Origin of the sequence: Nonlabens sp., assembly GCF_047636915.1 — a bacterium.
Classification (GTDB): Bacteria; Bacteroidota; Bacteroidia; order Flavobacteriales; family Flavobacteriaceae; genus Nonlabens.
Map to the genome: position 1 here is coordinate 1 of NZ_JBLIGN010000138.1, position 4,554 is coordinate 4,554.

5 protein-coding genes are annotated in these 4,554 nt (G+C 36.4%); 2 read left to right on the plus strand and 3 right to left on the minus strand.

Annotated elements, in window-relative coordinates; genetic code table 11:
* The first annotated feature begins 142 nt into the window (after positions 1 to 142).
* The gene (locus tag ACJAT0_RS12735; protein WP_415181956.1) at positions 143 to 679 is read left to right on the plus strand and encodes a hypothetical protein; all 537 of its coding nucleotides are present in this window, start codon (positions 143 to 145) and stop codon (positions 677 to 679) included.
* Between the two features lie 176 nt (positions 680 to 855).
* On the opposite strand, the gene fabD is transcribed toward ACJAT0_RS12735, so the two are convergent.
* The 3 genes from fabD to ACJAT0_RS12750 all read right to left on the minus strand — a co-directional run bounded on the left by fabD (position 856) and on the right by ACJAT0_RS12750 (position 3,521).
* Positions 856 to 1,743 (minus strand): ACP S-malonyltransferase, encoded by an 888-nt coding sequence (gene fabD / locus ACJAT0_RS12740; RefSeq protein ID WP_415181957.1) that lies wholly within the window; start codon positions 1,741 to 1,743, stop codon positions 856 to 858.
* A gap of 113 nt (positions 1,744 to 1,856) precedes the next feature.
* Entirely contained in the window at positions 1,857 to 2,138 is a 282-nt protein-coding gene (locus ACJAT0_RS12745) for a hypothetical protein (RefSeq protein WP_415181958.1), read from the minus strand.
* Positions 2,139 to 2,618: 480 nt separating this feature from the next.
* Complete coding sequence (locus ACJAT0_RS12750) at positions 2,619 to 3,521, minus strand: dihydrofolate reductase (RefSeq protein WP_415181959.1); 903 nt, start codon at positions 3,519 to 3,521, stop codon at positions 2,619 to 2,621.
* A gap of 251 nt (positions 3,522 to 3,772) precedes the next feature.
* Here ACJAT0_RS12750 and ACJAT0_RS12755 point away from each other — a divergent pair.
* Positions 3,773 to 4,554 (plus strand): aminotransferase class V-fold PLP-dependent enzyme (locus ACJAT0_RS12755; protein WP_415181960.1); only part of this gene is annotated, 782 nt, incomplete at its 3' end.

A 4,554-nucleotide genomic window follows, 5' to 3' on the forward strand; every position in this document is an offset into this window, starting at 1 on the left:
ATTGAGTTAGTCATTTAATTTTCGTTTATTAGAACAGTTAAAACAAAGTGTGTTCATCAATGATAAGGATGATATATACTAATTTTAATGTTAAATTTATCATTATCATTATCATTTATATTTGATTGTGAACAAATTAAATATGAAAAATCCAATTAAGATCTTTTTTTTAATATTATTTTTCTTTACTTCCTGTAGTAATGAGGATAACTCAACAGCTAATATTGAAACGAGCAATAAATCTGCAAAAAGGGAATTGATTAAAGAATCAGGTTACTCTTTATGGTTAGAAATAGGTATTTTAGAAAATGGAGTGCCAGTATTAACTGCTGATAAGAATTCTTTAATTGAAGCGGTAAACAAAAATCACTTGGAAGAGTCTGGTATTCACCCTATGCTTGAAAATGTTTCTATTGATGAAATTGAAAATTCTTATTATCTAACTTTTTTGGGACCAGAAGTAAAAGTGAGTTTCTATGTGCAAAAAAGCAGCAATAATACTTTACTCGCAGCTAGTGGTACATCTTGTAAAACAACCGCTTGTAGTCAAGAACAATTAGGTTGTATTCCTAAGTATCCAAACAATCCTGCTGGAGAACCAGGTATTGGAATTTGTACTCCATGTGCTAATGGTGGTGATTGTTCTAAAACGGTAAGTGGTATTTCTTTACTGGAGTAGCGATCTTCTTACCATGTAATAGATATATATTTTGAGCAACTAGATTTTATTAAATAACAAATGATTCAGTAAGAAAAAACACCCCTATAAAACTGCGTTTTCTAGGGGTGTTTTTTTTGCTCTGAGAATAGATATAACTTCTGTTTTCTATACTCTGTTCTCTATAAAATATTGTCTTATAATGCCACAGTTCCTTGACTCACTTGCGCCTCACGATCAATCTTTTTAATCAATCCTTGCAGTGCTTTTCCTGGACCTACTTCTATAAATTCCGTAGCGCCATCTTTGATCATTTGTTGTACGGATTGTGTCCATTTTACGGGAGCGGTAAGTTGGTAAATCAAGTTGGTTCTGATGTCATCTGTATTAACTACTGCAAAGGTAGATACGTTTTGATAAATAGGACACGTAGGTTTTTTAAATTGGGTGTGCTCTATGGCTTTTGCGAGTTCTTCTCTTGCTGGTTCCATTAATGGAGAATGAAAAGCACCACCTACTGGAAGAATTAGTGCTCTTTTGGCTCCTTTTTCTTTAAGGATTTCACAAGCTTTTTCTACCGCTGGAATAGCTCCAGAGATAACGAGTTGGCCGGGGCAGTTGTAATTTGCAGCTACCACTACGCCATCTACAGACTTACACACCTTTTCTACGTCTTCGTCTGCCATTCCTATGATGGCAGCCATGGTACTGGCTTGTTTTTCGCAGGCTGCCTGCATCGCAAGAGCACGTTTAGAAACCAGTTGTAATCCATCAGTAAAAGACAGTGATCCAGTTGCGGTAAGCGCACTTAATTCTCCTAAAGAATGTCCTGCCACCATATCTGGTTGGAAATCGGCTCCCATCATCTTTGCAAGAATCACGGAGTGAATAAAAATTGCCGGTTGGGTGACCTTGGTTTCTTTAAGCTGTTCAGCGGTTCCTTCAAACATGATTTTTGAAATTTCAAAACCGAGAATTGCATCAGCTTGATGAAACAATTCTTTTGCTGCGGGATAAGTATCGTATAAGTCTTTACCCATTCCTGTGAATTGAGCTCCTTGACCTGGAAAAACGTATGCTTTCATAATAGTATTGGTTAATTAACCTGGTAAAAATAATGTTTTAGCTCGTAATTAGTAAATGAAGTTGGTTGAAGTTCTCCTTTGAGAGGAGCGGTATTCAATGTTTGTGATTAGTGTCAGAGGTTATCGGTAATCAAATCTTGTAAGTTGAAAACCTCATCGATCTGTTGGACACCAAATTTCTCCGGCTTATTGATCCTGTAGTGGATGAGTTTTCCTAATTCTAATGCACTCCCTTTTAAAGGTAGGTAGTGTTCTAAGTTGAGGTATTTGCAAGCGAGAGCATATTTCATCTTAACTACGGTATCAGATATTTCTCTGCTGGCAACTTCTGGTTTGCTTATAAAATGTTGGAGATAGCCTATTTTTATCAGTTGCTGAAATAGTTGCAGGGACACTGCGTGTAGATTTTCTTATGGAACAGTTAAAGAAAAATGCTCTTCTTAAGGAAACAAGCAACACCAATTTAACTTCCAAATAAGGCCTATAAATTATTTCGTTTTCAGTTTTTATTCGTTAACACAATCTCGTAGCACCTTCTGTAAATTCATTTTTTGCCTCAATAAATTAAAAAATAACACCGTTTAATTATTCGACATTTAAAAACTAAAAGGGCATCACTAATTTCAAAAACCGCCATTCCATGTTCCAATGCTTTTTAATAGTCCATTGGTTTTGCAAAGTCCATAAATCTATATTTTAAATAATGTGGACTGCCTAGCAACAAATTAAAAGAGCGCAGCTTAGGTTTCTAGCATCTGCAAACTAATTTAGATAAAGCAAAATTAAACGGTAATTCAAAAGGTTAGGAGCGGCCTATTTTCTCCAATTAATTGACACTGAATCCTGATCCTGCGACTGCAAATTAAAATTGAGGACTAAACTTTTTCCCAGGTTTCGTAATCAAAACTATACTTATGTTTCTCGTCTATAGGGTGATGAATAGATGTTTTTAGCTTCCATTTCTTTTCATCTATTTCTGGAAAATATGTATCCACATTAAAACTGCTGTGAATTCGGGTAAGTTCTATGCGGTTAGCAAATTCGAGACCTAATGTATAGATTTCACCGCCACCAATGATAAACGGATTTTCATCTCCTGAAGCAGTTGCTAGAGCAGCATCCATATTATGAACGATCACGCAGCCTTCGGCGGTATAGTTTATATCTCTTGTTAGGATCACATGAGTGCGATTAGGAAGAGGTTTAGGAAAGCTCTCAAAAGTCTTGCGTCCCATGATAATATGATGGCCAGTAGTCAGTGATTTAAAACGTTTAAAGTCATCTGGTAGGTGCCATACAAGATCGCCGTCCTTACCCAATTCGTTATTAGCGCCAGCGGCAGCAATCATCGTGATTTTACGTTCAGAAGTAGCGGTATTTGTAGCTGTCTTAGTAGCAGGCATCTCGCGTTCTTTTTCTACTTTTTTTTCCAGTTGCTCCATGCGTTTCATTTGTATTTTTACGAGCTTATCATACTGTTTATTTTCCCACTCCGGGCCTAGAAGTCGCTTTGTAATAAACACGTTAAAGGCATGATAAGCGAGTAAAAGCAACCACACAAAAATGACCCAGGTCCACCATTTTAACCCTAAAACGATCGCAATGTCTTCTACATTAGGACGGTTTGCAATAATAATTAATCCGACGGAACCTATAAGAAAGATCACAAAATGAGTGAATAAACCACGTTTCTGTTTGATGCGCTTTTGGGCATTTTCGATCATTTCTTTTTGCTCTAAATCAATTCCTGGTACGTCTTTTTTACTTCTACCGAACATGCACGTTGTTTTAAATCAAATTTACGCCAATACTAGTTTAATATTAAAATGTAAGCTGTTTAAATAAAATTATTTTTTATATTGTCATGATATTTTTGACAGCAATTTAGTGCACCCTATAGCCCTATAGGTGGCACAGAACAAGCTTACAAAAATTCGTCGAATTTCTTTAGGTAAAACGACAAAAGTAAAAGAAATTCGAGGGTCAACAACTAGAACAACTTTCTAGTGATTCTTAGTAACAAGATAAAATGATAGATCAATATCCCATTCTTAAAAATTATACTTATCTCAATACAGCAAACCATGGATTGGTTTCTCAAGATCTCCTGGATTATCGCAATCGGCTCGATAAAAAAATGCGGGATGAAGCTTCTGTTTTCACAAATAACAGGAATGTTTTTATCAGTGAGGTACGACACACTGTCGCAAAATTTATGGATGCAGATCCTGATTGTACAGCGGTCATTCCTAATTTCTCTATAGGATTCAACATATTGATAAATGGAATGGATCAACAGGCGAGTTTTTTGCTTTTAGAAAATGATTACCCATCGGTTAACGGGCCTATAGAAACGAGAGGTTTTAAAACATATCATGTGGCGATTGACCAGCAAATGGAGGTAAATATCAGGGCTGTTTGTGAAAAGGAAGCTCCAGATTTTTTCTGCTTCTCTTTGGTACAGTACATTTCGGGTATACAAATGGACCTGGAGTTTTTGAAGGATTTAAAGAAGCGTTTCCCGCGTATGATTATGATTGCTGATGCTACCCAGTATGTAGGTTTTGAAGAATTCCGCTTTCGCGAAAGCGGAATAGACATCCTTCTAGCCTCCTGTTACAAATGGCTGCATGCTGGTGATGGCAATGGTTTTATTTGTATTAAAAAAGAAGTGCAGCGCCATATTTTCCATAAGGAAACAGGTGTTAGAAGTTCTCGTAAGGTCCTGAATTCTAAAGTGACTTTTATCAGTCGTTTTGAACCAGGACATCAAGACATGATTGCCTTTGGGAGTTTGCAGCAAGCCATTCT

What these genes read in the sequence shown, in the direction of transcription:
- ACJAT0_RS12735 (WP_415181956.1), top strand. Translation starts at nt 143, where the DNA reads ATGAAAAATCCAATTAAGATCTTTTTTTTAATATTATTTTTCTTTACT.
- fabD (WP_415181957.1), bottom strand. Translation starts at nt 1,743, where the DNA reads ATGAAAGCATACGTTTTTCCAGGTCAAGGAGCTCAATTCACAGGAATG.
- ACJAT0_RS12750 (WP_415181959.1), bottom strand. Translation starts at nt 3,521, where the DNA reads ATGTTCGGTAGAAGTAAAAAAGACGTACCAGGAATTGATTTAGAGCAA.